Annotated in this window: 22 protein-coding genes; 10 read left to right on the forward strand and 12 right to left on the reverse strand. The window is 63.6% G+C overall.

Going from position 1 to position 25,229, the window contains the following annotated elements:
- Positions 1 to 64: 64 nt before the first annotated feature.
- Together gpmA and DKW65_RS05495 are read right to left on the reverse strand one after the other, a co-directional pair.
- The gene (gene gpmA, locus DKW65_RS05490) at positions 65 to 817 is read right to left on the reverse strand and encodes a 2,3-diphosphoglycerate-dependent phosphoglycerate mutase (protein WP_111656313.1); all 753 of its coding nucleotides are present in this window, start codon (positions 815 to 817) and stop codon (positions 65 to 67) included.
- Positions 818 to 931: 114 nt separating this feature from the next.
- On the reverse strand, positions 932 to 2,008 hold the full coding sequence (locus DKW65_RS05495) for an SMP-30/gluconolactonase/LRE family protein (RefSeq protein ID WP_211315750.1): 1,077 nt from the start codon (positions 2,006 to 2,008) through the stop codon (positions 932 to 934).
- A gap of 107 nt (positions 2,009 to 2,115) precedes the next feature.
- Here DKW65_RS05495 and rnd point away from each other — a divergent pair, with 107 nt between their 5' ends.
- The 5 genes from rnd to DKW65_RS05520 all read left to right on the forward strand — a co-directional run bounded on the left by rnd (position 2,116) and on the right by DKW65_RS05520 (position 4,779).
- On the forward strand, positions 2,116 to 3,201 hold the full coding sequence (rnd, locus tag DKW65_RS05500) for a ribonuclease D (protein WP_111656314.1): 1,086 nt from the start codon (positions 2,116 to 2,118) through the stop codon (positions 3,199 to 3,201).
- Positions 3,198 to 3,494: a YcgL domain-containing protein gene (locus DKW65_RS05505; RefSeq protein ID WP_245932400.1), complete on the forward strand. Its 297-nt coding sequence runs from the start codon at positions 3,198 to 3,200 to the stop codon at positions 3,492 to 3,494. The genes rnd and DKW65_RS05505 overlap by 4 nt, the downstream gene beginning before the upstream one ends.
- Positions 3,487 to 3,924: a YcgN family cysteine cluster protein gene (locus tag DKW65_RS05510; protein ID WP_111656315.1), complete on the forward strand. Its 438-nt coding sequence runs from the start codon at positions 3,487 to 3,489 to the stop codon at positions 3,922 to 3,924. The genes DKW65_RS05505 and DKW65_RS05510 overlap by 8 nt, the downstream gene beginning before the upstream one ends.
- A gap of 70 nt (positions 3,925 to 3,994) precedes the next feature.
- Positions 3,995 to 4,318, forward strand: a complete 324-nt coding sequence (locus tag DKW65_RS05515) for a hypothetical protein (RefSeq protein ID WP_245932401.1) — start codon at positions 3,995 to 3,997, stop codon at positions 4,316 to 4,318.
- The gene (locus DKW65_RS05520; RefSeq protein ID WP_111656316.1) at positions 4,315 to 4,779 is read left to right on the forward strand and encodes an HIT family protein; all 465 of its coding nucleotides are present in this window, start codon (positions 4,315 to 4,317) and stop codon (positions 4,777 to 4,779) included. Before DKW65_RS05515 ends, DKW65_RS05520 begins: the two co-directional genes overlap by 4 nt.
- Here DKW65_RS05520 and DKW65_RS05525 read toward each other — a convergent pair.
- The 4 genes from DKW65_RS05525 to DKW65_RS05540 form a co-directional block, all read right to left on the reverse strand.
- Positions 4,772 to 4,951: a hypothetical protein gene (locus DKW65_RS05525; protein ID WP_111656317.1), complete on the reverse strand. Its 180-nt coding sequence runs from the start codon at positions 4,949 to 4,951 to the stop codon at positions 4,772 to 4,774. The genes DKW65_RS05520 and DKW65_RS05525 overlap by 8 nt on opposite strands.
- A 109-nt stretch (positions 4,952 to 5,060) precedes the next feature.
- The gene (locus tag DKW65_RS05530) at positions 5,061 to 7,208 is read right to left on the reverse strand and encodes a TRAP transporter large permease subunit (RefSeq protein WP_111656318.1); all 2,148 of its coding nucleotides are present in this window, start codon (positions 7,206 to 7,208) and stop codon (positions 5,061 to 5,063) included.
- Between the two features lie 232 nt (positions 7,209 to 7,440).
- Positions 7,441 to 8,457, reverse strand: coding sequence for a putative solute-binding protein (locus DKW65_RS05535; RefSeq protein ID WP_111656319.1), 1,017 nt, complete (start codon positions 8,455 to 8,457; stop codon positions 7,441 to 7,443).
- 60 nt (positions 8,458 to 8,517) lie between these two features.
- Complete coding sequence (locus DKW65_RS05540; RefSeq protein WP_162925729.1) at positions 8,518 to 9,549, reverse strand: hypothetical protein; 1,032 nt, start codon at positions 9,547 to 9,549, stop codon at positions 8,518 to 8,520.
- Positions 9,550 to 9,774: 225 nt separating this feature from the next.
- Here DKW65_RS05540 and DKW65_RS05545 point away from each other — a divergent pair, with 225 nt between their 5' ends.
- The gene (locus tag DKW65_RS05545; RefSeq protein ID WP_111656320.1) at positions 9,775 to 11,142 is read left to right on the forward strand and encodes an ABC1 kinase family protein; all 1,368 of its coding nucleotides are present in this window, start codon (positions 9,775 to 9,777) and stop codon (positions 11,140 to 11,142) included.
- A 179-nt stretch (positions 11,143 to 11,321) separates the two neighbouring features.
- On the opposite strand, the gene DKW65_RS05550 is transcribed toward DKW65_RS05545, so the two are convergent.
- A complete protein-coding gene (locus DKW65_RS05550; RefSeq protein WP_111656321.1) occupies positions 11,322 to 12,482 on the reverse strand; it encodes a putative solute-binding protein in 1,161 nt (386 codons plus the stop codon).
- A 257-nt stretch (positions 12,483 to 12,739) separates the two neighbouring features.
- Here DKW65_RS05550 and DKW65_RS05555 point away from each other — a divergent pair, with 257 nt between their 5' ends.
- Positions 12,740 to 15,256, forward strand: a complete 2,517-nt coding sequence (locus DKW65_RS05555) for a penicillin acylase family protein (protein ID WP_111656322.1) — start codon at positions 12,740 to 12,742, stop codon at positions 15,254 to 15,256.
- A 1-nt stretch (position 15,257) separates the two neighbouring features.
- Here the strand turns inward: DKW65_RS05555 and DKW65_RS05560 are convergent, their stop codons facing one another.
- The 5 genes from DKW65_RS05560 to DKW65_RS05580 all read right to left on the reverse strand — a co-directional run bounded on the left by DKW65_RS05560 (position 15,258) and on the right by DKW65_RS05580 (position 20,166).
- Entirely contained in the window at positions 15,258 to 16,460 is a 1,203-nt protein-coding gene (locus DKW65_RS05560) for a putative solute-binding protein (protein ID WP_111656323.1), read from the reverse strand.
- A gap of 190 nt (positions 16,461 to 16,650) precedes the next feature.
- On the reverse strand, positions 16,651 to 17,439 hold the full coding sequence (locus DKW65_RS05565; protein WP_111656324.1) for a YciK family oxidoreductase: 789 nt from the start codon (positions 17,437 to 17,439) through the stop codon (positions 16,651 to 16,653).
- Between the two features lie 33 nt (positions 17,440 to 17,472).
- Positions 17,473 to 18,129: an HAD-IA family hydrolase gene (locus DKW65_RS05570; RefSeq protein WP_111656325.1), complete on the reverse strand. Its 657-nt coding sequence runs from the start codon at positions 18,127 to 18,129 to the stop codon at positions 17,473 to 17,475.
- On the reverse strand, positions 18,126 to 18,848 hold the full coding sequence (gene ubiG, locus DKW65_RS05575; protein ID WP_111656326.1) for a bifunctional 2-polyprenyl-6-hydroxyphenol methylase/3-demethylubiquinol 3-O-methyltransferase UbiG: 723 nt from the start codon (positions 18,846 to 18,848) through the stop codon (positions 18,126 to 18,128). The genes DKW65_RS05570 and ubiG overlap by 4 nt, the downstream gene beginning before the upstream one ends.
- Positions 18,841 to 20,166, reverse strand: coding sequence for a TRZ/ATZ family hydrolase (locus tag DKW65_RS05580; protein ID WP_111656327.1), 1,326 nt, complete (start codon positions 20,164 to 20,166; stop codon positions 18,841 to 18,843). The genes ubiG and DKW65_RS05580 overlap by 8 nt, the downstream gene beginning before the upstream one ends.
- 142 nt (positions 20,167 to 20,308) lie before the next feature.
- Between DKW65_RS05580 and gyrA the strand changes: the two genes are divergently transcribed.
- Genes gyrA through pheA form a run of 3 tightly spaced genes read left to right on the forward strand, consistent with a single transcriptional unit; the run spans position 20,309 to position 25,209 of the window.
- Positions 20,309 to 23,032, forward strand: coding sequence for a DNA gyrase subunit A (gene gyrA, locus DKW65_RS05585; protein WP_111656328.1), 2,724 nt, complete (start codon positions 20,309 to 20,311; stop codon positions 23,030 to 23,032).
- Positions 23,033 to 23,036: 4 nt separating this feature from the next.
- Positions 23,037 to 24,116: a 3-phosphoserine/phosphohydroxythreonine transaminase gene (gene serC / locus DKW65_RS05590; protein ID WP_111656329.1), complete on the forward strand. Its 1,080-nt coding sequence runs from the start codon at positions 23,037 to 23,039 to the stop codon at positions 24,114 to 24,116.
- Positions 24,109 to 25,209 (forward strand): prephenate dehydratase, encoded by a 1,101-nt coding sequence (pheA, locus tag DKW65_RS05595; RefSeq protein WP_111656330.1) that lies wholly within the window; start codon positions 24,109 to 24,111, stop codon positions 25,207 to 25,209. The genes serC and pheA overlap by 8 nt, the downstream gene beginning before the upstream one ends.
- Positions 25,210 to 25,229 lie beyond the last annotated feature (20 nt).

A 25,229-nucleotide genomic window follows, 5' to 3' on the forward strand; every position in this document is an offset into this window, starting at 1 on the left:
GGGGGGCTGGGCTGGTGCGCCGGTCGGATTCGTTGCGCTCAGCCCAGCCTGTGACACCGAGATATCAGTGCTCGCCCTTGCCCTGGTTGGCCACCGCCGCCGCGGCTTTTTCAGCGGCTTCAGCGTCACCCAGATAACCGCTGCGAATCGGCTTCAGGTCATCATCCAGCTCATACACCAGCGGAATGCCGGTGGGGATATTGAGTTTCAGGATCTCTTCGTCGGACACATTGTCCAGATGCTTCACCAGCGCCCGCAGGCTGTTGCCGTGGGCCACGATCAGCACCTGCTTGCCCGCGCGGATCTGCGGTGCGATTTCCGCATCGAAGTAGGGCACGAAGCGGTCCACCGTGTCCTTCAGGCTTTCGCTCAACGGGATCTGCGCTTCGGTCAGGTCCTTGTAGACGCGTTGACGACCAGCGTAACGCTCATCATCGCGCTCCATCTTCGGCGGTGGCGTGTCATAGCTGCGGCGCCAGATCAGCACCTGTTCGTCGCCATACTTCTGCGCCGTCTCGGCCTTGTTCAGGCCCTGCAGGGCGCCATAGTGGCGCTCGTTGAGGCGCCAGTTGCGGATCACCGGAATCCACATCTGGTCCATACCGTCGAGGATGGTCCACAGGGTGCGGATGGCACGCTTGAGCACCGACGTGTAGGCGACATCGAATTCGAACCCGGCTTCTTTCAGCAACTCGCCAGCGCGAGCCGCCTCGGCGCGACCCTGCTCGGTCAGGTCGACATCTTTCCAGCCGGTAAAGCGGTTTTCCTGGTTCCAGACGCTCTGGCCATGGCGGACCAGCACGAGTTTCGTCGTCATCGGGCAATCCCTGTTGCTACTGATGTATGGGTGAATGTGTGGTGAGGGGGCGAAGGATAGCAGGGCAATCCGCCCGGTGCAGCCCCGTGATGCGGGGCTGCACCGGCAGTGAGGTCAATCCACCGGGATGGCCCAGCGGCCGATCCGGTCGCCGCCCAGGGTGCCCAGATACAGGAAGCCGTCATGTTCGACCGCTGAGGTCAGCTCATAGAGGATTTCCCCGCCGGGGTCGCGCGGCGCCATGCGAATGGCGCCGTCCTTGTCCAGCAACAGCACCATGCCGTAATGCTCCGGGGCCGGTTGCAGCCAGGCGGGCAGGCGAGCGGTCAGGTTGCGCAGGCGTGGCGAGTGGCTGATGGCATCCAGTTGCGGGTTGCGGCGGCTGGGCAGGGCCACCCAGTAGCCACTGCCATCCGGGCGGGCAGAAATATTGTCGGGGAAGCCGGGCAGGTTCTCCGCAAACAGGTCGCGGGTGCCCGCGCGGGGGCCATCCAGCCAGTAGCGGGTGATGCGGTAGCGGCCGGTTTCCGTAATCAGCAGGTACTGGCCGTCGGCGGACAGGGTCACACCGTTGGCGAAGTAGAGGTCTTCCAGCATCACGCGGGTTTCGCCGCTGTCCGGGTCGAAGGCCAGCAGCCGACCATTCGGGCGCCCCTCGATCAGATCAAGCTGGTAGTCTTCCAGGCCAAACCGCGTGGAGGCATCGCTGAAGTAGATAGTGCCCTCCTGGCCGATGGCCACGTCGTCGGCAAACAGGATCGGTTCGCCATTGACGCTGCTGGTCAGCACCTCCACGTCGCCATCGGCGCGCACCCGCAACAGGCCGCGGTGGGCGTCAGCCACCAGCAGGCTGCCGTCCTCGTCGAATTCCATGCCCAGGGGGCGACCGCCGGTGTTGGCCAGCAGCGTAATCTGCCCGTCATTGCGGTTCACGCGGACAATGCGACCGTCCACAGTGCCGGTGTAGATGTGGCCGTCGCGGTCGACGGCAATGTCCTCCGGCCCGTCCAGCACGCCCAGCCCCATCAGGCTGGCCTGCCGCAGGTCGGTGTTTTCGGCCAGCACGCCGTCATCGGGCGGCGGCGCGGGCGCCTCCCAGCCCACCGCATCCACGGCGCCGGGGCGGGTCAGCAAGGCGGTCAGCATCAGAACCGCTACAACGAGGACGATCAGTATCTTCAGTGCGCGCACACCATCTCTCCCTGGTCTTCGATAGGGTTATGCATCAGGAGTATAGGGTATCAGGGGGCGCCTGCGGCCCCTATAATGTGCCGCCAGACCCGTACTCAAGGCGCCCCATGACCTACCACTGGATAGACCAGCCCGCCCGGCTGGCCGAGATGGCCAGCACATTGCCCGCCGACAGGCCGCTGTTCCTGGATACCGAATTCATGCGCGAGCGCACCTTCTGGCCGAAGCTGGCGCTGGTGCAGGTCAACGCGGGCGAGCAGGGCGTCTGGCTGATTGATCCGACCACCATGGTGGACGATCCGGGGCCGCTGACCCGGCTGTTGTCCGGCCGCACCCTGGTGATGCATGCCTGCTCCGAGGATATCGAAGCGCTGCGCATGCATACCGGTGAAGCCCCGGCGGCGATCCGCGATACCCAGATTGCGGCGGCGCTGTGCGGGCATGATCTGCAATGCAGCTACCAGCGCCTGGTGCGCGAGCTGACCGGCACTGAACTGCCCAAGGACGCCACCCGCACCGACTGGTTGCGCCGCCCGCTGAGCGCGCAGCAATTGGCCTATGCCCGCGATGATGTGGTCTGGCTGCCGGAACTGCTGGCGTTGCTGGAAGCCCGGCTCACTGAACTGGGTCGCCTGGCCTGGTGGCATGAGGAGTGCGACCGGCAACTGGCCCAGGCCACGGTGGTGGGCGACCCCGAGGACGCCTGGCGTCAGGTCAAGGGGGCGGGCAACCTCAGCGGTGTGGCCCTGGCGCGACTGGTGGCGCTGGCCCGCTGGCGCGATATCCAGGCCCGGGAGCGCGATATGCCGCGCGGGTTTCTGGTGCGTGATCCGGCCATGCTGGCGTTGGCTCTGGAAGGCCCCCAACGGCGCGAGCAACTGGCGGCGCTGGACCTGCATCCCTCTACCATTCGCCGTGATGGCGATACCCTGCTGGCGCTGCTGCGCGAGGGCGAGACGCAGACCCCGCCCGACGCGTTGCCGGGCCCGCCCACCCCGGAAGAACGTCAACTGATCAAGGCGCTGCGCAGCCGCGTGGCCGAGATTGCCGAGAGCATGCAACTGGGCACCGAGGTGCTGATGCGACGGCGCTGGCTGGAAGCCCTGGCCCGAGCCCCCGAGCAGTTGCCCGAACCCTTGCTGGGCTGGCGCCATGACGTGGTGACTCGCCCGTTGCTGGAGATGCTGCCGTGACCGGCCAACACCTGTTCTGTTCGATTTACCATAGCAGTCGCCAGGAAGGCATGTACCTGTACGTGAACAAGGCGCGCGGCCTGGATGCCGTGCCGGAAGCGCTGCGTGAGCGCTTCGGCACGCCGCGTCACGTGGTCGACATGCTGATGAAACCTGGCCGCCCGCTGGCCCGTGTGGATGCGGAAAAAGTCCGCGAGGCGCTGTTGTCCCAGGGCTGGTTCCTGCAGATGCCGCCGCCGCCCGATGAGGACCTGTATCTGGCACCCGGGCGCCGCCCGTCCCGGGATGCGTGAGCGGTTCTGGGAGCGCTTCCCGCTGGAGGCGCTGACCGCCGACGAGTGGGAAGCCCTGTGCGATGGCTGCGGGCGTTGCTGTCTGGTGCGTCTGGAAGACGAGGATACCGGCGAGGTCCACGCTACCCGTCTGGCCTGTCGCTTGCTGGACACGGACACCTGCCGCTGTACCGACTATGCGCAGCGTCTGGCCAGGGTGCCGGGTTGTGTGCAGGTGACGCCGGAGGTGGCAGGCTGGGACTGGTTGCCGCGCACCTGTGCCTACCGCCGCCTGGCGCGCGGTGAGGCGCTGGCGGCCTGGCACCCGCTGATCAGCGGCGATCCTGGCAGCGTGCAGCGTGCGGGAGTGTCCATGCGCGGGCGGGTCATCAGCGAGACCGGCGTGGACGAAGAGGATTACCAGGACCATATCGTGCAGTGGCGCGATTGACCCGGTTCACATGACGGCAATCTGCTATCATGCGGGCCCTGATGCCGGTGACAGACAGGAGAAGAAACGCGTGTCCGAAGACAGTTACATGATGGCCTGGCTGGCCTATCTGGGCGCGGCTGCGGTGATCGTTGCCGTGATCTGGTGGCTGACAGTGCGCTGGACAGTGTGGTTGAAACTGCCCTTGCGCGCGCTGTCCATCGCGGTGCTGTTCACGCCCTGGCTGGTGTCTGAAGACACCGACACCCTGGCGCCGGCCTGGATCATTACCCTCTTCGATGCCCTGATTCAGGCAGAAGGGCAGGCGCTGCGCGCCGGGTTGCCGTTACTGGCGGCCTGTGTGCTGGCGTTGCTGCTCGGTGGCCTGGTACTGCTGCTGCGACGCCGCCTATGAACGACGCCAACGATTGCATCTTCTGCGCCATCGCCGCCGGGACCCTGCCGGCGAGCGTGATCTACGAGGATGAACTGGCGCTGGTCATCCTCGATCTGTTTCCTGTTCGTGAAGGGCATGCCCTGGTGATTCCGCGCCAGCACGCCCCCCTGGTGGAGCAGCTGGAGCCGCAGCTCATCAACCATATGATGGACCTGGCGCGGCGCACCATCGCCGCGCAGAAAGCCGCCGGTCTGGCGGTGAAGGGGCACAATCTGGTCATCAACGATGGCAAGGCCGCCAATCAGCATGTGCCGCATGTGCACCTGCATGTGATCCCGCGCCGTGGCGGCGACACCCTGGCCATGATGTTCGGCTGGGCGACCCGGATGATGAATATCTTTGGCCTGGCGGCACGCCGTGACCGGCTGGATCGCCTGGCCGGGCTGCTGCGCGAGCGCTTCGAACCGCCGTCTATGTAAGGACGAAGTAGTCCACCACGATGGCCGCAACGGCCACCATCGCCACCATGCTTGCCAGTAACAACAGCAACCGCCATACCGGGCGAAAGGACGATGGCGCGGCTTCATAGTCGCGGCCATGAATACGCTCGTGCTGGCTGCGGGGGCGCTGGGGAGGGGTTTGTTCGGTCATGGCTGACAGGATCTCCAGAGTGGGTCTTTCAGGGTGGCATCCCGGCCGCCAAGGGTACATGAACAGGCCAAAAAAAACGCCCCTTTCGGGGCGTTTTCATGCCTGGCGATCAGCCTCGGCCGACCTTCTGGAACAGCCACTCGTGCAGTCCGTCGAACCAGAGCGGCAGGAAGGTCACGGTAATCAGCGCCGTGAGCATCACCGCAATGGGCAACAGGAACTTCTCGTAGCGATCCCAGAAGGACCCGGTGGTGAGCTTGGCTTTCTCCACCTCGTCGTCGCCCACCACCTGTCGTGTCAACAGGTGGTTCAGCGCAACGGGCGGTGTCAGGTACCCCAGCTCGAAGGCCACCAGCGTCATCATCCAGAAGTGCAGCGGGTCAATGCCGGCGGCAAAGGCCACCTGGGCAATGGTCGCGTTCACCAGGATCACCGCGCCGTAGGGGTCCATGATCATGCCGATGCCTACCAGCACCAGCATCAGCAGGGCAGCCGCCACCCAGACCGAAGCGAAGTCGGTCGGCATGGCTTCCATCAGGCCGGTGCGCTCGATGATGCCGCCCACGCTCACGGACAGGGCCATCAGCATCAGCAGGGCACCGATATGGCCGGTGGTTTCGTTGGTGGCGCGGCGCAGGGCCGGTTCGAAGCCGGTCGGGCGCGGATCGCCGCCCGCGGTATCTTCGAGTTCCAGACCCAGTTGATCGGCGCTCTTCTTCGAGAACACATACTCGTAGATCAGGATCGACAGCAGCACCACCGGCAGGATGATCGGCGCGGAGAACTCGTCCAGGCGGCGATCCAGCACATGGTTGAAGAACATGATGACGGCGGCCATCAGTACCACATAGGGGATCAGCGGACGCAGACGGCGAATGCTCTCCGGCAGCGCCTCACGGAACGGCGCGATGCGGGCCGGCTCCTTGCGGGCGAACTGCGAATAGATGAAGAACAGGAACGCGGTCAGGAAGAAGATCTTGATCCCTGAGCCAAACAGCTCGGCGGTGGTCACCTGGTTGTTCAGCGCGGCGATGATCACCACCAGCAGACAGGGCCGCAATACCACACCCATGGAGCCGGACATGGCGGTGGTGGCCAGAGCCATCTGCGGGCGAGCGCCAGCGCGCATCAGTTCGCTGTAGATCACGGCACCGGCCGCGATCACGAAGATCCCGGAGGCCCCGGTGTAGGCGGTGGGCACCGCAGTGACCAGCAGCACCACGAAGCACAGCAGCTCCGGCGACATCTTCCACGGCCGCAGCACGTTGAACACCAGCTGCGCCATGCGGGTCTGCTTGAGCATCATCCCGATCCAGATGTACAGGGCCAGGTTCAGGAACATGGTGGAGTGTTCCATCATCATGCCCAGGTAAACACTCATGCCGTGGTAGTACCCATCCAGCATGAAGCGCGAACCGGCAGACAGCGACATGAAGCCGTACAGCGGGATGGTGAGCAGGGCCTTGCCGTAGTTGCCGCCCTGCTCAAGATCCTTCGGTGGCTTCACCAGATGATAGATGTTGATCGCAGCGAGCACCCCGAACCCGGTAATCCAGATCAGGTTGAGCCCGTAGTGACTGACCGATATGCCCTCCGCGATGCTCATCAACTGGCGCTCGCGGTACTGCACGGCGGAGACGAACAGCAGGGTGTTGGCGGACAGCAGGGCAATGGTCGACACATAGTGGTCGCGCACCGTACGCACCGGGCGAATGGCGATGTGGTGGCGACTCATGGTGGCGGTGGCGGCACAGATCAGCACCAGCAGCGTCAGCAGGGTGCGCCGACTCTCACCGATGGTGGTGATCATGCGGGATACGCCGACCTCCACGGTACGGAAGGCTTTCACTCCCGGCGTGACCCGTTCTTCTATGCGCTCGAAGCGTTGCCATCGCTCGTTACAGACCTGCACGGACCGCTCGATGGAGCGCCGGATGGCGTCCTCGTCGATATCGGTGCCGAACATGTCCGCCAGCGGATCATCGGCCATGTCGGCCTCGCGCTGGATGACCGTACGGCGGACCTGCTCATCGATATCAGGGTTGCGGTCACAGGTGGGTTCCCCCACCACGCCAGCGCCACGGAGCAGGAAGTACTCTTCCCAGGTGGCTTCGCCCACGCGCAGGAGCTGCGAATGGATGATCTCGCCGGAGGCCACGAAGATGGTGATCAGCAGGATAATGAGGGTAGGGAGAGACGATATCCACTCGCCGACAGAGCGATTGGCTATCTTGAATGAAGACGACGCTGTAGTCATTGTTCACCCGGTTGTTGTTATCAGCACCCGGGCAGGCGCCGGGGCATGATGGATTGTAAAAGCCGGACGCCAAACTCGGCATCCCGGAGCATCGCCCGATTCTATGTGACCTGAGTCGCTATGCCTACTGCACAAGCGGCATTCAAAGCAGCTTTTCAGTAATTGCATGTCAGGGGAATGTAAAAACGGGGCCTGTATGGCCCCGTTCCGGTTTCGGGCGGTGCGGGTCAGCTTACTCGAGGTTCTCGCTGCATTCGCCGCGCGAGCTGTCCAGGCGGCAACGGATATTGCGCAGCAGGGACATCATTTCCTTGCTGTAGACGCCTTGCTCGGTCAGATCGATCCGGGCTTCGCGCATCATCTCGTCGTAACGCAGGGTGTCGTCTTCGCTGACGCGGATCCAGCGATCGTCGCTGACATCGTTGTAGGCGTTGTCCACCACGGCCTGGGCCCGGTCATAGAGGTTCTCGAACATGTACTTGCGCGACCAGGCGGCAAAGCCTTCCGGCAGCTTGTCGTGGCGTGCAATCAGCTGCATGGTCAGCTGGCCCAGGGTGTAGTCGACGATGCCGCCGTCCGGGCCCATGCCACGATACAGTTCCAGCGCGCTGTAGGCCGCCATCGGGGCAAAGCAGATGTCCACACTGTGGTTGTTGAAGCGGCCGGAGAAGTTGGTGATATCGGACATCACCGGCGACATGCCGACGCGCGAGGCCATGCGGCCCTGGGCCACGTCATACTCCATCACCGCGATGGACTTGCCGGCCAGTGCGTTGACGTTGTTGATGCTCTGGTCCTTGACGAACAGATAGGCGGCCCCCATGGGCGCGATGCCGATCACCTCGTAAGGCCCGTGGCGCAGGTTTGGCGTGATACGCGGGTTCTCGCTGGAGAGCACCTGAACCACCATGCGCAGGGCGTCATAGTTGGGAATGGCGCCGATGGAGTCCAGGCTGCCGGTGTAGCTGTTCAACTGACGGCCGCGGATGCCGGTGATGGCGGCCACGTCGCACTGGCCACCGGTCAGTTCTTCGTAGGCGATGTTTTCATCGGTAAAGGCGCGCATGCGGAAATCGACGCCCTCGCCAAGCGCGGCAGTACGGTAGTCGCGCATCAGGTTAAAGATGTCACCGGAGCTGCCGATGATGTCGAACACACACAGGCGAAGTTGAGTGTTGGCACTGGCCTGGGACGTAAAGCCCAGCGCCAGCGCGGCCACTGCCACGGAGAGAAAACGGGAAATGCGCATGGTTACTGCCTCCTGATCCGGTAGCGACCGCACCCCCGGTCGCTACCAAGCACGGTTAAGTTAGAGCAAATCGTCAATGTCAAAAGCGGGCTGGGAAGAGCGCTGATCGTCCCAGAAAGTCCCGAGGCCGCCAAACGGCGTACGTTTGCCTGTAGCTTCCGTCCACAAGCGATCTGAAACCCCCGTGATCAGGAATTCGGCCAGTGCGTCCAGCATGGCGTAGTTCTGATCGATATGTTGGTCGTTCTTGGCGAACTCGCGCACGGCGCGGCGAACCCGCTGTTCGTCACCGACGCTGTGCGCGGCGATGGCGAAGAGGGCGCTGGGCAGACGAACCCCCTGCTCGAAGCCCATGCGTACGGAGCGGTCCATCTCGCGCCACGGATCAGCGCCTTCCGGCGCGAACATGGGCAGGATGCTCCACAGGGCGGCGCGGGTGCCGTTGGGCACGCCCCACCACTTTTCGTTGTCCACACAGGCGGCGCCGCGTTCGACCTTGGCGGCGATATCACGCGGGATGCCCAGTGAGGCGTCAGAGGCGCCGTCATTCAGCACCGCCTGGACACCGGCAATCTGGCCTACCAGCCAGACCAGCTCGTCGAAGTCAGTGCGCAGGCGCGGGCACTGGCCATTGTCGGCCTCGCCATATTGAGCCGTGGTGCGCTGGTAAGCCTTGTGATAACGCTGGGCGGTGACCCGCAGGTAGCGCTTCTGCATCGTCCGGGCATCCTGGGCCTCGGCCACACGGCCGTCCTTCAGCGCGCGGCTGTAACGCAGTTCCTGCTCCAGCGCGAGGGCTTCGGTACAGGTGGCGGCCACGGTGTAGACCAGGGGGGCCAGGCGATCCGGGTTGGAGCCCACGGCTTCGAAGGAGAGCAGCAGCGGGGTCAGGGCTTCACCGGTGGCGCAGCCCATGGCGACGTCATCGTCCATCAGGAGGTAGGGCACCATCTCGGCGCGACCATAGTTGATGAGCACGTCACCGGTGGTCTTGTAGATGATGCCGCAGCCCTGCAGCACAACCAGGAGTGAAGCCAGGAGAGCCAGCCGCAGACGGCTGAAGGAACCCAGCAATGTGGGGGACACGTTCATGTAGCGATCTCCGTATTATTGTTCTGACTGTTGTCGTCACAGACAGTTGTAGTCACTGAGAGTAGTCCTGATACGACGGCAACAGTACCGAACGGTCATTATTGGCACAAGCGCCAATTACAAAAAACAAAGCATGCAATTACAAACGCTTATACTACCGGTGTAAGCTATCACTCGGCCCGGAACGGCCGCTCCACACATTGGAATTTAAGGTGATGACTCCGGATGAGTAAAAAGACTGAGGTTGAATTGATGCGCGAACGCATGGCCGCCCGCCGGGCCGGCCTCGTGCTGGCCCGGGATACGGCCCGGGGCGGGCTGCGTCTGCTGCAGACCGGCGCCGTACTGGCGCGTACCGGGGCAGGCTGGTTACTGGGTCAGCGGCCACCGCTGCCACGCCTGCTGCGTGAAACCTTCGAGTCACTGGGCACCACCTACATCAAACTGGGCCAATTTATCGCCAGCTCGCCCTCACTGTTCCCCGACGCCTATGTCGAGGAGTTTCAACAATGTCTTGACCGCACACCGGCGCTGCCGTTCCACTTTATTCGCGATACCATCGAACGCGAGCTGGGCAAGCCACTGGAAACCCTGTACCGCCGCGTTGATCCCAAACCCCTGGCCTCGGCCTCCATCGCCCAGGTGCATGCCGCCACCCTGCATTCCGGCGAAGACGTGGTCATCAAGGTCCAGAAGCCCGGCGTCAGCACCGTGCTGCTGACCGACTTCAATTTTCTCTACTTTGCTGCTCGCGTGGTCGAAATGCTGACCCCGGGCCTGTCCCGCTCCGCCGTCTCGGGCGTGATCGAGGAACTGCAGGGCTCCATGCTCGAAGAGTGCGACTTCCTCAAGGAAGCCGGGCACCTGGAACAGTTCAACGCCTTCCTCGAACTGACCGGCAACGAACGCGCCGTGGCGCCGAAACCCTACCGCGAACTCACCACCACCCGTGTACTGACCATGGAGCGTTTTTATGGCGTGCCCCTGACCGACCTTGAGGTGCTGCGCCAGCACGTGGATGACCCTGCCGAAACCCTGGTCAGCGCCCTCAATACCTGGTTCTCCAGCCTGATGCTGTGTGATTTCTTTCATGCCGACGTGCACGCCGGCAACCTCATGCTGCTCAAGGACGGCCGCGTCGGCTTTATCGACTTCGGCATGGTCGGCCGTATCCGCAAGAACACCTGGGAAGCCATGTCGCAATTTCTCGACGGCATCAGCAACGGCGATCACCGCACCGTGGCCGAAGCCATGATCACTATCGGCATGACCCGCGAGACCGTCAGCGTCGACGCCCTGACCCGCGACCTGCAACGCTTCCAGTCACGCCTTGAAAACGTCGATCCCGCCAGTCTGCTGGAAGGCAATCGCAACGAACGCGAAGTCAACCGCCTGCTCATGGATATCGTCAAGATTGGCGAACAACACGGCATCCGCTTTCCGCGCGAATTTGCCTTGTTGCTCAAACAGTTCCTCTACTTCGACCGCTACATCCAGGCCCTGGCCCCGGAACTCGACATGTTCTCCGACACCCGCGTCGACATGTTCAGCGGCCTGGATGGTTTTCCTGCACCACCAGAACGTTTGCACTGATCTGCCAGCCATACGCTCCGAGGTAGGTCGACGGATGGCGATAAAGCTCTCCGGGACTGTGTGAGGCATGGATGCCGAACGCAAGCCCCCAGGGAAGGGTTCACGGCGTGTCCCGGAGAGCTTTATCGCCATCCGGCGACCGGGCTACGAAGCACCCGTCTACCAGCGTGACAGCACCATCACTCAACCGGATTGGTACACTCGCCCCGCTGATTATCAAACCGGCACCGAATCCGCCGCTGCAACGTCAACATGTCCGCGTCGTAATACCCTTCCTCGCGTAACTGCAACCGCGCATCCTGCATCATCGTTTCGTATTCCTGCTTGTCTTCCTCGGGAATCTTGATCCACCACCGATCCGGCACCTTCGCCGCTTCGGCATTCAATTGTTCCATGATTTCCCCATAGCCCTCGAAGAACGCCTCACGCACCAGCTGCGCCACCTCATTGGGAAACTTGTCCACCCGACCAATCAACTGCATCGTGATCTGCGCCAGCGGGTAATCGATGATCCCGCCCGTATCACCCATGCCCCGATACAATTCCAGAATCTCGTAAGCAATCAACGGCGCCGGCAGCACATCCACCACCCCGTTGTTGAACATGTTGGGCGCACTCACCAGATCCGCTGCCACCGGCGTCGCACCGATCTGCGACACCATCCGTGCCTGGGTCGGGTCATATTCCAGCACCGGAATCCGTTTGCCCGCCGCCCGCGCCAGCGAATTGATGCTCTTGTCGTTCACGAACACATAGGCGCCGCCGCCCGGCGCAATGCCCATCACCACATAATTATTGCTGACCATCTTGTCGGCCATGCGCGGGCTTGCCAGCACCTGCAACAGCATGTGCATGTGATCATCCGTCGGCAGGCCGCCCACCGAATCAATGGTGCCGGTAAATTTGTTGAACATGCGTGCCCGCAGCCCGGTCATCAGGGCCGCATCGCAACGTCCGGCGCGTAACTCTTCCACCAGTACCCCTTCGTTGGTGTAGGGCACCAGCTCGACATCCACACCGAACTCCATCACCCGTAGACGCTGGTCCCGCGCCGCCTGATAAATGGGGCCGTTGCGCCCGGCGATATCCCAGACACACAAACGGCGCTTCACCAGCGCATCGTCGGGAAAGCCCGACGCCCGGCGCATCGCCGCCACACGCTCTTCAATGGGCAGGCTGGTATCAAAGGCAATGGCGCGCAATTGTTCGGCCATCTCGGCGGTGATCTCCACGCCCGGGGCGAGTTGCGCCAGTTCCTCGCGTTGTGCCGGCGTGATCTCGACCGCCCAGGCGGGCAGGGCGATGCCGGTCAGCAGCGCCAGCAGGGCTATTGTTCTCATTCTCACACTCACACTCACACTCACACTCACACTCGCTCTCCGCAGCGGTACCGCCGCAATGTCCCGACGTTCCAAGGTTGTAGCAGCCACCGACCATGACGGCCTATGACCCGGCGGACCCGTTGCGTGACTTTTGAGTCAATTTAGGAGTTTTGTAATTCCATGAGGTTTATCGTAGCCGAGGCCTCCCGGTGGCGGGCGCGACGGGATACAACTCGAAGAACAACAACATATCGCGCTACGACTCGGGAACGACCATGACCAGATTACGACCTTGCCCGCCCCGCATTGCGGGTCTGATTGCGACCCTGACCGCTGGCCTGTTGCTCACCGCCTGTGGCGGCAGCAGCTCTGTCGGCAACGGCACCCCCGGCGGTGAAGGCCCCCGGGTCGAGGGCTACGACGCCACCCTGCGCCGCACCAGTGAGGGCATCCCGCATATCACCGCCGCTGACTTTGGCAGCATGGGCTATGCCTACGGTTACGCCCAGGCCGAGGACAACCTGTGTCTGCTGGCCGAGGACACCCTCACGGTTCGTGGCCTGCGGGCCCGTTACCTCGGTGGTGACGGGACCTACACGATCCCTGCCAATGGTGCCGTGGCCAGCAATATCGACGCCGATTTCTTCTGGCGCCATGTGGCCACTGACGACGCCATTGCGCCACTGCGCGAGAACAGCGACCAGGAAGTGCTGGAGGCCTCGAAGGGGTTTGTCGACGGCTTCAACCGCTATCGCCAGGAGATCCTGGACGGCCAGCACCCCGGCCGGCACGAGGCCTGCCGCGACGCCGACTGGCTGCTGGCACTGACTGAAGACGACATGTACCGGCGCTATTTCCGTCTGGCTGTGCTGGCCAGTTCATCGGTATTCGTGGAAGGCATTGCCGGGGCCCAGCCGCCAGCGCTGCTGGATCCTCTGGAGGCTCTGCCGATCAATCCCGCCGATATCATCAGTGACCTGCTGGAGGCGGTGGGCGGTGCGGTCAACGGCATCAGTAACCTGTTGCCGTTCCCGTTTTCCCGTGAACTGCCGTTCGGCAGCAATATGTACGGCCTGACCGGCGAGACCACCAGCGACGGCCAGTCCATGCTGTTCGGCAACCCGCACTTTCCCTGGGAAAAGACCGAGCGCCTGTATATGGCCCACCTGCAAGTGGGTGATGTGGAGATCATGGGGGCCGCCCTGATCGGCCTGCCCGCCGTGCTGATCGGCTTCAACGAGCATTTCGCCTGGAGTCACACCGTGTCCACGGCGTTCCGGTTCAGCTTCTATGAGCTGAGCCTGAATCCGGTCAACCCGCGCCAGTACTTCGTTGATGGCGAACTGCGCGACATGGAAGCACACCCGATCACCATCGAGATTCTCGAGCCGGACGGCAGCATCCGACCGGAAACCCGTACCCTGTACCGCTCACACTATGGCCCCATGCTTGAGTTCGAGGTGTCCGGCGTGCCGATCCTCAGCTGGAATCCGGTGACGGCCTACACGCTGCGCGATGCCAACGCCGAGAATGACCGCCTGCTGAACCAGTTCTTCCGCTGGAACCGGGCGCAAAGCTTCGAGGAATTTGTCGAGCTGCACAGCAGCGTGCTGGGCACGCCCTGGGTCAACACGGTGGCCACCGGCCCGGGCAAGCCGGTCTATTACGGTGATGTCACGGTGGTGCCCAATGTGCCCGATGATCTGGTGCTCAGTTGCGCCACCGCGCTGACCCCGGTGTTTGCCCTGCTGCAGCCGGGCGTGCCGATCCTGCGTGGCAACAGCAGCAGTTGCGACTGGCGCACGGACGATGACGCACCCGCACCCGGCATCTTCGGCCCCGCCAACCTGCCGACGCTGACCCGTGACGACTGGGTGCATAACTGCAACGACAGCTACTGGCTGACCAACCCGGCAGAGCCGCTGACCGGCTTTGCCGCCATCATCGGTGACGAGGAAAGCGCCCGCTCGCTGCGCACCCGGCAGTGCATCCGGCACGTCACCGACCGGCTGGACGGCAGCGACGGCCGCCCGGGCCATACCTTCGATCTGGAGACCCTGCAGGAGGTGGTGCTGGAAAGCCGTCTGATGACGGTGGAGCTGGCCCGCGACACGATTCTGAATACCTACTGCGCCATTCCGTTACCGCTGCCGTTGCTGGGCACCAGTGGCCCGGTGGATGTCAGCGAGGCCTGCGACGTGCTGGCCGAATGGGACGGCACCCATAACCTGGATGCCCGGGGCGGGCATATCTGGCGCGAGTTCTGGCGCGGCATCAACCCGCTGCCGCTGGAGTTGCCCGGCATGTGGTTGCAACCGTTCAACGTCAACGACCCGGTCAATACCCCGGCGCAACTGAACCCGCTCAGCCCGCTGGTGGAAACGGCGTTTGCCGACGCCGTGAGCACGGCGGTGGCGTCCGGCTTCCCGCTGGACACCCCGATGGGCGAGCTGCAGTTCTCCGCCATTCATGACGAGCGCATTCCGGTCTTCGGCGGGGAGGGGTTCGAAGGCGCCTTCACCATCGCCAGCTCGCGGGGCGGCCTGACCAGTGAGGGTTACCCCATTGTGTTCGGCAACAGCTACATCCAGACGGTGACCTGGGACGGGCAGGGCAACCCGGTGGCGGAAGGGTTCGTCACCTATTCCCAGTCCACCGACCCGGCGTCACCGTACTTCAGCAACATGACGAAGGCCTACCAGGACAAGGCCTGGATCCGCTTTCCGTTCCGGGACGCCGAGATCAATGCCGATCCCGGCCTGATCACCCGCCAGCTGCGCGGGCCGCGTTGACCTACTCTCTCGGGTCGGTGCATTCGCTGCGGTCGCTCTCGAAGCGGCAGCGGATGCGCCGCTGCAACTGCAGCATGTCGCCGTCGTAATAGCCCAGCCCGCGTAACTCCACGCGGGCATCCTCCATCATGGTTTCGTATTCCTGCTTGTCGCCTTCCGGGATATTGATCCACCAGTCGTCCGGCACCCGCTCGGCCTCGCGGCGCAGGAACGCCATGATGTCTTCATAGGCTTCAAAGCTGGCCTCACGAATGAGCTGCGCGACCTCGTTGGGAAACTTCGCCCGGCGGCCTACCAACTGCATGCTCAACTGGGTCAGCGGGTAGTCGATGATGCCGCCGTCCGGGTCCAGCCCGCGATACAGCTCCAGGGCCTCGTAGGCCACCAGCGGCGCGGCCAGCACGTCGACCACACCATTGTTGAACATGCCCGGCGCCCGGGTGATGTCCGCCTGCACCGGCGTGGCCCCCAGCCCGGCGACCATTTGTGCCTGCATCGGGTCGTAATCCAGCACCACCACGCGTTTGCCCGCCGCCTTGCCCAGGGTATTGATCTCGCGGTCGTTGACGAAGATGTGCGCCGCCCCGGCGGGGAAGATGCCCAGGATCACGTATTCGCCGTGCACCATACGCCCGGCGTTGCGCGGGTGTGCCAGCACCTGCAACAGGGTGCGCATGTGGTCATCCGTGGGCACCGCGCCGATGGCATCCACCGTGCCGGTGAACTTGTTGAACTGCCGGGCCCGCAGGCCGGTCATCAGCGCCGCGTCGCAGCGGCCGCTGAGCAGTTCTTCCACCATCACGCCCTCGTTGGTGTAGGGCACCATGTTGATATTCAGGCCGTACTGCGCGGCCCGCACCCGCTGTTGCTCGGCGATGGTGAACACCGGCCCAGCGCGCCCGGCGATATCCCAGATGCAGATGGTCACGGCCATGCGCTGGTCTTCCGGCAGCTGGTCCAGCCCGGCCAGGCGGCTGATGGCGCGCAAGCGCTGGTCCACGCTCATGTCCGGGTTGTAGGTGATTTCCTGCATCAGTTCGATCAGCTCCGGGGTGATTTCCACACCCGGGGCCAGGCGCTGGAAGGCCTCGCGCTGTTCATCGCTGATCGACGGGCCGCGCTGGCGCTCGCTGGCGGGCAGGGCGGCGGTGGTGAGCACCAGGCAGACGCCCAGCAGTAGCGTGATTATTCTTGGCATGGCCATACGTCCCGTGTAGTGCCCGTGGTTGTGGTGCCTGTCGTTGTCATGTCAGGCACCATCGTCCCTCGCCGGGGAAAGGGCATCTATGACCATAAAGGCATGGGGCAGGGCGCAAGGGTCAACGTGGCGTGAAGACACAAAAGCTGGCGGGCTGGTGCCGGACTGGCGCACCAGAGCGCCAGCCCGGAAGCACTCAGTCGGGCTGAGCGTTCAGTGCCTGCCCGGTGACGCCGATGGACGCCGGGCCGAGCAGATACAGGTAGGCCGGCACCAGCGCTTCCGGCGGGGTCACTGACATAGCGTCCTCCCCAGGGTAGGCCATGGCCCGCATGCGCGTGCGGGTGGCACCGGGGTTGATGCTGTTGACGCGGATTTTCGTGGTGTTCTCCAGTTCATCGGCCAGCACCTGCACCAGCCCCTCGGTGGCAAACTTGCTCACCGCGTAGGCGCCCCAGAAGGCACGCCCCTTGCGGCCCACGCTGGACGAGGTAAACAGTACCGACGCCTCCGGCGCGGCCCGCAGCAGCGGCAGCATGGCGCGGGTCAGGTAAAAGGCGCTGTTCAGGTTCACCTGCATCACGCTGTCCCAGGTGCTGTAGCCGTAGTTATCCAGCGGCGTGATATCGCCCAGGATCGAGGCATTGTGCAGCAGGCCGTCCAGGCGCCCGAATTCCTTGTCCAGCATGGCTGCCAGTTCTTCGACATTGGCCGGGGTCGCCACTTCCAGGTTGACCGGCACCAGGGCCGGTTGCGCCCCGCCCGCGGCCAGAATCTCGTCATAGACCTTTTCCAGCTTGTCCTGGGTGCGCCCCAGCAGTACCACCGTGGCGCCCGCCTTGCCCAGGGCCAGCGCCACGGCGCGGCCGATCCCTTCGCCCGCGCCGGTGACCAGGATGACCCGGTCTTTCAGGGCATCGGCGGGGCACTCATAGGCCAGGGCAGCGGCCTGCACGGCATTCGGGTCCAGTGTGGTCTTGCTCATGGAATACACAATCCTGTCGATACGTTTTCAGGGTCAGAGGCGCAGCAGCGGCAACAGATCGCTGGCCTCATCGATATAGTGGTCGGCGTGCCAGGCACGCGGGTCTTCATTCGGGTCCAGGTAGCCGAACAGGGCCGCTACCGTGGTCATGCCGGCGTTGCGGCCCGCTTCGATGTCGCGCAGATGATCGCCGACGTACAGGCAGCGGGCCGGGTCGGCTTCGACTTGCCGGGCGGCGATCAGCAGGCCTTCGGGGTCTGGCTTGCGCAGGGCAACATGGTCCGGGCAGATGATCGGGCCGACCCGCTCGATCAGGTCCAGCCCCACCAGCACCGGCAGCGTGAAGCGTTCCGGCTTGTTGGTGACAATGCCCCACGGGACACCGGCGTTATCCAGGGTGTCCAGCACCGCATCCATGCCGGCAAACAGGCACGAATCCACCGCCACGCGCTGTTCGTAGGCGTCGAGCAGGGTGTTCAGGGCCGCATCAAAGCCTGCGTCGCCGGGGGCCAGGCCGAAACCCAGCGTCACCAGCGCCCGGGCGCCGTTGGACACCTGGCTGCGCACAGCGGCCAGCGTCTGTTCGGGCCGGCCAGCTGTTGCCAGTACCTGATTCAGCACCACGTAAAAGTCGGGAGCGGTGTCGATCAGGGTGCCATCGAGGTCGAAAAAGACGGCTTCTGGCTTCATTTGGTCGCGTACATCAGATAATTCACAGACACATCCCGGTTCAGTTTATACACCTGCGTCAGCGGGTTATAGACCATGCCGGTGGTGTCCTTGACCTCCAGCCCGGCGGCCCGGCACCAGGTGGCCAGTTCTGACGGGCGGATCAGTTTGGCGTACTCGTGGGTGCCACGTGGCAGCAGGCGCAGCACATACTCGGCGCCGACGATGGCGAACAGGAACGACTTGGGATTGCGGTTGATGGTGGAGAAGAACAGCTTGCCGCCCGGTTTGGCGAGTTTCGCGCAGGCGGCCACCACCGAGGCCGGGTCGGGCACATGCTCCAGCATCTCCAGGCACGTCACCACGTCATACTGCCCGGCGCGCTCGTCGGCGATTTCTTCTGCGGACACCGCCAGGTATTCCACCTCCACACCGGATTTCTGCGCGTGCAGGCGGGCCACCGCCAGTGGCGCTTCGCCCAGGTCGATGCCGGTGACCGTGGCGCCGCGCAGGGCCATGCCCTCGGACACCAGGCCGCCGCCGCAGCCGATATCGATGGCGCGCTGGCCCGGCAGGCCGACCCGTTCATCTATATAGTTCAAGCGCAACGGGTTGATGTCGTGCAGCGGGCGGAATTCACTGTTCGGGTCCCACCAGCGCTCGGCCAGTGCCTCGAACTTGGCGATCTCACCGGCGTCCACATTGCGCGGGGGTGTCTGCCCCGAGGGTGACTCATGCATTGATATTCTCCTGCCAGGTCTGCGTATCGCGCAGGATACGGCCAGTATTCAGGGTCAGCAGCTGGCGCTCGGCCATCAGGCAGCGGCCCGCCACCCAGGTATGCGTGACCTGCTCGCGCCCGGCGGCATAGACCACCTGGGCAATCGGGTCATAGACCGGGCGGGTTTCCAGGGCTGACAGGTCGATGGCGATGATGTCCGCCTGTTTGCCGGCCACCAGTGAGCCGGTCAGTTGATCCAGCCCCAGTGCCCGGGCGCCGTTCAGGGTGGCCATGGCCAGTGCCGCGTCGGCGGGCAGGGCGTCGGCGGCCCCGGCCACGCCCTTGGCCAGCAGGGCGGCGGTGCGCAGCTCGCCGAGCATGTCCATGTCATTGTTGCTGGCAGCGCCGTCGGTGCCCAGGGCGACATTGACGCCCGCCGTGCGCAGCGCCTCCACCGGGGCGAAGCCGCTGGCCAGCTTCAGGTTGGATTCCGGGCAATGCACCACATGGGTGCCGGTATCCGCCACCTGACGAATCTCGTCGTCGGTCAGTTGCGTCATATGCACCGCCAGCAGGCGCGGGGACAGCAGCCCCAGCCGCGCCAGCCGGGCGAGCGGCCGCTCGCCGCCTGCGTCCACGGCGCCCTGCACCTCACCGGCCGTCTCGTGCACGTGCATCATGATCTGGCAGTCCAGTTCTTCCGCCAGGGTCAGGATGCGCTGCAAGGGCTCATCGGACACGGTATAGGGCGCGTGCGGGCCGAAGCCGACGCTGATCAGCGGGTCGTGGCGCCAGTTGTCCGCCGCCGCCGTGGCCAGGCGCAGGTAGTCGTCCGGCCCCTGCCCCATGGGCGTGGGGAAATCCAGCACCGGGCAGAACAGGCTGGCGCGCAGCCCGGCCTCCGTGGCGACCCGGGCAATCGCCTCGGGGAAGAAATACATGTCGGCAAAACAGGTGGTGCCGCTGCGAATCATCTCGGCGGCGGCCAGCCGGGTGCCGTCGCCCACGAACTGCTCACTGACCCATTTGCCCTCGGCCGGCCAGATATGCTGCTCCAGCCAGGTCATCAGCGGCAGGTCGTCCGCCAGCCCCCGGAACAGGTTCATGGCGGCATGGGTATGGGCGTTGATCAGCCCCGGCATCAGCAGGTGGTTGTCCAGGCGCAGCGTCTCGGTGGCCTGCCAGCGGCGGCCGACTTCGGCGGCGGGCAAAATATCCACAATGCGGGTGCCGCTGATGACCACGGCGTGGTCATTGAGCAGGCGCGCGGGGCCCTCCACCGGGGCGATCCAGCGGGCCTGGATGATCTGATCGGCGTGGGCGGGAGCTTGCGCCATGGAACCTCCTTTCAAATTTGACGGCGAGTATAGCGTAACAGCCTGACCCTGTGTGCAGCCGTCACGGCCATGCTATGATTGCCGGCTTGCGGCGGCCCGGGTTGGCTGCAGCGTATGGTGCCAGGCTATAAGAAGGATCAGCATGACGGACCTCGCCAGAGAAGTTACTCCGGTCAACATTGAAGACGAGCTCAAGCAGTCCTACCTCGACTACGCCATGAGTGTGATTGTCGGGCGTGCCCTGCCAGATGTGCGTGATGGCCTCAAGCCCGTGCACCGCCGGGTGCTGTTTGCGATGCACGAGCTGAGCAACGACTGGAACAAGCCCTACAAGAAATCCGCCCGTGTCGTCGGTGACGTCATCGGTAAGTACCACCCGCACGGTGATTCCGCGGTGTACGACACCATCGTGCGCATGGCCCAGCCGTTCTCCCTGCGCTATATGCTGGTAGACGGGCAGGGCAACTTCGGTTCCGTGGACGGCGATTCCGCCGCGGCCATGCGATATACCGAAGTACGCATGTCCAAGATCGCCCATGATCTGCTGGCTGACCTGGACAAGGAAACCGTCAACTTCGTCGATAACTACGACGGCACCGAACGTATTCCCGAAGTCATGCCTACCCGGGTCCCGAACCTGCTGGTGAACGGCTCCTCCGGTATTGCCGTGGGCATGGCCACCAATATTCCGCCGCACAACCTCGGTGAAGTGATCGATGGCTGCCTGGCGCTGATCGACGACGACAGCCTGACGGTCGATGACCTGATGGACTACATCAAGGGTCCGGACTTCCCCACCGCAGGCATCATCAACGGTCGCGCCGGGATCATTCAGGCGTACCGCACCGGCCGTGGCCGTATTTATGTGCGCGCCCGCGCCGATATCGAGGATTCAGCAAAGAAGGACAAGCAGGCGATCATCATCACCGAGCTGCCCTACATGCTGAACAAGGCGCGGCTGATCGAGAAGATTGCCGAGCTGGTCAAGGACAAGAAAATCGAGGGTATCACCGAGCTGCGTGATGAGTCCGACAAGGATGGCATGCGGGTAGTGATCGAGCTGCGCCGTGGCGAAAACGCCGAGGTGGTGCTCAACAACCTGTATTCCCAGACGCAGCTGGAGTCGGTGTTCGGTATCAACATGGTCGCCCTGATGGACGGCCAGCCGCGCCTGCTGAACCTGAAGGAAATGCTGGAAGCCTTTATTCGCCACCGGCGCGAAGTGGTCACCCGGCGTACCGTGTATGAACTGCGCAAGGCGCGTGAAAAAGGCCATGTGCTGGAAGGGCTGGCTGTGGCGCTGGCGAATATCGATCCGGTGATCGAACTGATCAAGAAATCGCCTTCCGGTGCTGAAGCCAAAGAGGCGCTGATTGCCCGTGGCTGGGCACCGGGTCAGGTGCTGGACATGCTGGACCGCGCTGGTGGTGCCGACGCCTGCCGCCCGGACGGGCTGGACGAGCAGTATGGCCTGCGCGACAACCTCTACTGGCTGTCGCCGGACCAGGCTCAGGCGATCCTCGACCTGCGCCTGCAGAAGCTGACCGGCCTGGAACAGGACAAGCTGGTTCAGGACTACCAGGGTCTGCTGGAAACCATCCGTGAGCTGGGTCTGATCCTGGCCGATCCGGAGCGTCTGCTGGAAGTGATCCGCGAAGAACTGCGCGCGATCCGCGAGGAATACAACGACGACCGCCGCAGTGAAATCCAGACCTCGCGTCTGGACCTGTCGATGGAAGACCTGATTGCCGAAGAAACCGTGGTGGTCACGCTGTCCAACGGCGGCTATGCCAAGATGCAGCCCATCGACACCTATCGCGCACAGAAGCGTGGCGGGCGCGGCAAGGCGGCCACGGCCGTCAAGGACGAGGATTATGTGGAGCACCTGCTGGTGGCAGGTACCCACGACACCCTGTTGTGCTTCACCAACAAGGGCAAGGTGTTCTGGCTGCGTGTGTATGAATTGCCACAGGGTGGCCGCGGCTCGCGCGGCAAGCCGATCGTCAACCTGATTCCGGCCCTGCAAACGGATGAGCGGATTACCGCCATCCTGCGCCTGGACCGTGAAATGGTGGCCCAGCAGGGCAACACGGATGACGATGCCGACGCCGAAGACGCTGATGTAGACGTGGCCGACGAGGCCGAACTGGCCGAGGACACGGTGGTTGATACCGTGCCGGGGCCGTTTATTTTCATGGCCACTTCAAACGGCATGGTCAAGCGGACCCAACTGGCCAAGTTTGCTCGCCCGCGCAGTAACGGCCTGATCGCGGTACGGCTGCAGGAAGGTCAGAGCCTGGTGAACGTGGCTGTGACCCAGGGCGACGAAGACGTGATGCTGGTGGCCAGCAACGGCAAGGTGGTGCGTTTCCGCCAGGCCGCTGTGCGCGTTATGGGCCGTACGGCTCGCGGTGTGCGTGGCATGAAAGTGGCGGAAGGCGAAGAGATCATTACCCTGATCGTGCCGCAGCCGGAAGGCCAGTTGCTCACCGCCTCGGAAAACGGCTACGGCAAGCGCACCAACGTGGACGAATTCCCGACCAAGGGCCGTGGCACCCAGGGCGTGATCGGCATGGTGGTCAACGAGCGCAACGGCAATCTGGTCGGCGCCACCCAGGTGTTCGGTGGCGAAGACCTGATGCTGATTTCCAACCAGGGCACGCTGGTGCGCACCCGGGTGGACGAGGTCAGCATACTGAGCCGCAATACCCAGGGTGTGACCCTGATCCGTCTGGGCGAGAACGAGCGCCTGGTCGGTGTGGAACGCATTCCTGAACTGGAGGGCGTTGACGAGGACGAGGTGGACAGCGATGACACCGCGCCCGAGACGACGGCCCAGACCGATACCGACGACGAGAACAGCTGACATCATGACGCGTGTTCATAACTTCTGCGCCGGTCCGGCGGCGCTGCCGGAAGCCGTGTTGAAACAGGCCGCCAGCGAAATGCTGGACTATCAGGGCCGCGGTCTGTCGGTCATGGAAATGAGCCACCGCTCGGATGAGTTCGTGGCCATTGCCGAGACCGCCGAGCGTGACTTGCGTGAGTTGCTGAATATCAGCGACGACTACGCCGTGCTGTTTCTGCAAGGTGGTGCCAGCCAGCAATTCGCCATGGTGCCCATGAACCTGATGGGCGAGAAGCGCAAGGCGGACTACATCAACACCGGGCAATGGTCCATCAAGGCGATCAAGGAAGCGCGCCGCTACGGCCAGGTGAATGTGGCGGCCAGTAGCGAAGACACCGGCTTTACCACGGTGCCGGGCCAGAGCAGCTGGGCGCTGTCCGATGATGCCGCTTATGTGCATTACACGCCGAACGAAACCATCGGTGGGCTGGAATATTCCTTTGTGCCGGAAACCGACAAGCCGCTGGTGGCGGATTTTTCCTCCACCATTCTGTCGCGGCCCCTGGACGTGTCCCGTTACGGCCTCATCTATGCCGGTGCCCAGAAGAATATCGGCCCGGCCGGTATCACCGTGGTGATCGTGCGCCGTGACCTGCTGGGTCGTGCCAGCGAGCAGGTGCCCGCGATGCTGGATTACCGCATCCACGCTGAAAACGATTCCATGTACAACACACCGCCCACCTATGCCTGGTATCTGGCGGGCCTGGTGTTCAAGTGGCTCAAGGCCCAGGGCGGCCTGACCCACATGGCCACACTGAACCGGCGCAAGGCGGAAAAGCTGTATCACTATATTGATGACAGTGGTTTCTACAGCAACCCGGTGGAGCGCCACAGCCGTAGCTGGATGAACATTCCCTTCGTGCTGGCCGATGACAGCCTGGACAAGACCTTCCTGAAAGGCGCGGAAGGGGCCGGGCTGCTCAACCTGAAGGGCCATCGCAGCGTCGGCGGCATGCGTGCCAGCGTGTACAACGCGGTGCCGGAAGCGGCGGTGGATGCACTGATTGACTACATGAAGGACTTCGCGCAACGACATGGCTGAACAGAAGCACGCCGAGCAAACGCTGGAGGCCTTGCGCCAGCAGATCGACGCCCTGGACAACCAGCTGCAGGGGTTGCTGAACCAGCGCGCGCGTCTGGCCCAGCAGGTGGCCGAGGTCAAGCTCAGTGAAGACAGTCAGGCGATCTTCTATCGGCCGGAACGTGAGGCGCAAATTCTGCGTCGGGTCAAGGACAGCAATGAAGGCCCGCTGGACGGCGAAACGGTTGCGCGGTTGTTTCGCGAAATCATGTCTGCTTGCCTGGCGCTGGAGCAGCGCCTGAAGGTGGCGTTTCTCGGTCCGGAAGGCACCTTTACCCAGCAGGCAGCGCTCAAGCATTTTGGCCACAGCGTCGATACCGTACCCATGGGCGCCATCGACGATGTGTTCCGCGAAGTGGAGTCCGGCGCCGCCCATTACGGCGTGGTGCCGGTGGAGAATTCCACCGAAGGCGTGGTCAATCACACCCTCGACAGTTTCATGGATTCATCGCTGCAGATTTGCGGCGAAGTGGAGTTGCGTATCCATCACCATTTGCTGGTGGGGGAGAGCACGCAGGAAAAAAGCATCACGCGCATCTACTCGCACCAGCAAACGCTGGCCCAGTGCCGCAAATGGCTGGACGCGCATATGCCGCACGCCGAGCGTATTGCTGTCAGTTCCAACGCCCAGGCCGCGAGACGCCTGAAGGACGAATGGAACGCGGCAGCCATTGCCGGTGAAACGGCGGCCGAGATCTACGGCCTCAAGATACTGCGCCGCAATGTCGAGGATCACCCCGACAACACCACGCGGTTCATTATCATCGGTCGTCAGGGCACCCCGGCCTCCGGGCAGGACAAGACCAGCATGCTGGTGCGTATGAAGAATCGCCCCGGCGCACTGTACCGGGTGCTCAAGCCCTTCAGCGATGAAGGCGTGGACCTGACCCGGGTCGAGTCGCGGCCCTCGCGCAGCGGCAACTGGAGCTACGTCTTCTTTATCGACTTTGAAGGGCATCGTGATGACGACGCTGTCCGGCGGGTGCTCGCCGCCCTCGAACAGGATGCGCTCGATATCCGGATGCTCGGCTCTTATCCTAAAGCGGTTATCTAGAGAAATAGCTTACACATCGC

The organism is Isoalcanivorax indicus, assembly GCF_003259185.1.
In the GTDB taxonomy this organism is placed as follows: domain Bacteria; phylum Pseudomonadota; class Gammaproteobacteria; order Pseudomonadales; family Alcanivoracaceae; genus Isoalcanivorax; species Isoalcanivorax indicus.